Annotated in this window: 2 protein-coding genes; both read left to right on the forward strand. The window is 73.5% G+C overall.

Features of this window, described 5'->3' with window-relative positions; all coding sequences use genetic code 11:
• Positions 1 to 411: 411 nt before the first annotated feature.
• Positions 412 to 1788: a phosphomannomutase/phosphoglucomutase gene (locus QH290_RS36150; protein WP_280267829.1), complete on the forward strand. Its 1377-nt coding sequence runs from the start codon at positions 412 to 414 to the stop codon at positions 1786 to 1788.
• A 103-nt stretch (positions 1789 to 1891) separates the two neighbouring features.
• Positions 1892 to 2809 (forward strand): tobH protein (locus QH290_RS36155; protein ID WP_280387888.1); only part of this gene is annotated, 918 nt, incomplete at its 3' end.

The following is a 2809-nucleotide window of genomic DNA, read 5'->3' on the forward strand; positions in this document are numbered from 1 at the left end:
CGCCTTCGCGGTGCGCGAGGGCTCGGTAGGCCACCGTCGCCTGCCCACGCACGAATCCCACTCCGGCCCAATGCTTTCCGACTACCGGCCCGGGGCCGCCCCCCCCCCCCCCCCCCGGCCCCCCCCCCCCCCCCCACCCCCCCCCCCCCCCCCCCCCCCCCCACAACCCCCCCCCCCCCCCACCCCCCCCCCACCCCACCCCCCCCCCCCCCCCCCCCCCCCCCCCCCCCCCCCCCCCCCCCCCTCCCCCCCCCCCCCCCCCCCCCCCCCCCCCCCCCCCCCGGGCGCCGGCCCCCCCGGGGAGCTGTGGTGGACAACCCGTGTTCGCCTACGGCGAAGTTGGGGGGTTCTCGGGGCATCCCAAGGTGTACCGAATACGTTCTGTGGGGGTTGCGGACTAGGGTGAGGGCCATGACAGTCGCCCGGTCTGCCGAGTCCGTGAAAGCAGTTGTCAAAGCGTACGACGTTCGCGGTGTGGTCGGCGAGCAGATCGACGCGGACTTCGTGCGGGACGTGGGGGCCTCCTTCGCGCGGCTGATGCGCGGCGAGGGCGCCACCCGCGTCGTCGTCGGGCACGATATGCGCGAGTCGTCGCCGGGGCTGACGGGGGCCTTCGCCGAGGGCGTCCTCGAGCAGGGCCTCGACATCGTCCAGATCGGCCTGGCCTCCACCGACGAGCTGTACTTCGCCTCCGGCCACCTGAGCTGCCCGGGCGCCATGTTCACCGCCAGCCACAATCCGGCACGCTACAACGGCATCAAGCTGTGCCGGGCCGAGGCGCTCCCGGTCGGGCAGGACACGGGCCTGGCCACCATCACCGAGGAACTGATCGGCGGCGTGCCCTCCTACGACGGCCCGCGCGGCACCGCGACCGAGCAGAACCTGCTCGACGCATACGCCGAATTCCTGCGCGACCTGGTCGATCTCAGCGCGATCCGCCCCCTGCAGATCGCCGTCGACGCCGGCAACGGCATGGGCGGCTACACCGTCCCGGCGGTGCTCGGCCCGGTATCGCAGCTGACCATCGCGCCGCTGTACTTCGAACTGGACGGCACCTTCCCCAACCACGAGGCCAATCCGCTGGATCCGAAGAACCTGGTGGATCTGCAGCGCCACGTCCGCGAGACGGGCGCCGACATCGGCCTGGCCTTCGACGGCGACGCCGACCGCTGCTTCGTCGTCGACGAGCGCGGCGAGCCGGTGTCCCCCTCCGCGATCACCGCGCTGGTGGCCGAGCGGGAGCTGGCCAAGGAGCCCGGCGCCACCGTCATCCACAACCTCATCACCTCGCACGCCGTGCCGGAGCTGGTGACCGAGCTGGGCGGCACGCCGGTACGCACCCGGGTCGGGCACTCGTTCATCAAGCAGCAGATGGCCGCCACGGGCGCGATCTTCGGCGGCGAGCATTCCGCGCACTACTACTTCCGCGAATTCTGGGGTGCCGATTCCGGCATGCTCGCGGCCCTGCACGTGCTGGCCGCGCTCGGCGAGAAGGACCGGCCGATGTCGGAGCTGGCGTCGGCGTATGCAACATATGCGGCGTCCGGGGAGATCAACTCCACAGTGGACGACGCACAGGAGCGGACGATGGCGGTCGTCGCGGCGTTCGAGGGCCGGGCCAAGGCGGTCGACCGGATGGACGGGGTGACCGTGCAACTGCCCGACCACGCCTGGTTCAACCTGCGCGCCTCCAATACCGAACCGCTGCTTCGCCTCAACGTCGAGGCTCGATCGCAGGAGGAAGTAGACGCACTCGTAACCGAGATCCTGAGCATCGTCCGCGACTGACTGGAATAGTGGAATCACAAGATGCGAATTCGTTCGCAGTGACAGCTTCATCCGGGCGAACACCCGGCAAGGTGACCCGATTGAGGGGAGGTGGCAACGCCCGATGATCGCAGGGACACCGATACTCGACCTCGATGACGTCGCCTCGCTGGAGGCCGCCGACTCCGGCGGGACGCTGCGCTCGGCCGCCTCCGGCGGCGCCCAGGTGCGCGCCACCGCCGCGGCGGTCGAGGAGGACGCGCTCGCCCGTCTGCACGATCTGCGCCCGCGCAGCCTGGTGCTGGTATCCGGCACCGGCCGCGCCGGGCGGGCCGCTGCGCTGCTGGTGGCCGCGCTGGGCGACCGCGCCGGACTGCCCATCGTCCACACGGGAGCCATCCCGCAGTGGGTGGGCCCGCTGGACGCGGTCCTCGTCGCCGGGGACGACGCGGGCGATCCGCGCCTGATCGACGCGGTGGATCGCGCCGTCAAGCGCGGCGCCGAGGTGGTCGTGGCCACCCCGGACGAGGGCCCGCTGCGGGCCGCGACCGCCGGGCGAGCCGCGCTGCTGCCGCCCCGGGTGCGCGTGCTCGACCACAATCGGCTACTGCGATTCGTGGCCGTCGGGGTCGCGGTGCTGCGGGCCGTCGACCCGTCCCGGATCGGTCCGCTGGTGCCGGATCTGAACGCGCTCGCCGACGTCCTCGATGCCGAGGCACTGCGCGACGGGCCGCACAACGAGGTATTCCACAACCCGGCAAAGGCGCTGGCCGCCCGCATGCGGGAGCGGCGCATCGTGCTGACCGGAGACTCCCCCGCGGCCGTCGAGGTGGCCGCGCACGCCGCCGAGGTGCTGCTGCCTGCGGCCGGGCAGATCGCCGCCGCCACCGACCTCGCCGGTGCGGTGGCCGCCAATCCGCGCATGGTCGAGGCGGCGGGCGCCGCCGCGCCCGGGTTGGATACGCGGTTGCACGACGGGCCGCTCGGCGGACCGGCGCCGGGGGGGGGGGCGCGGGGGGTGGGGGGGAGGGGCCCCCCCCCC

The sequence above is a fragment of the Nocardia wallacei genome (genome assembly GCF_029869545.1).
Lineage (GTDB): Bacteria > Actinomycetota > Actinomycetes > Mycobacteriales > Mycobacteriaceae > Nocardia > Nocardia wallacei_A.

Coding starts and splice junctions, on each gene's coding strand:
- QH290_RS36150 (WP_280267829.1), top strand. CDS start 412: ATGACAGTCGCCCGGTCTGCCGAGTCCGTGAAAGCAGTTGTCAAAGCG.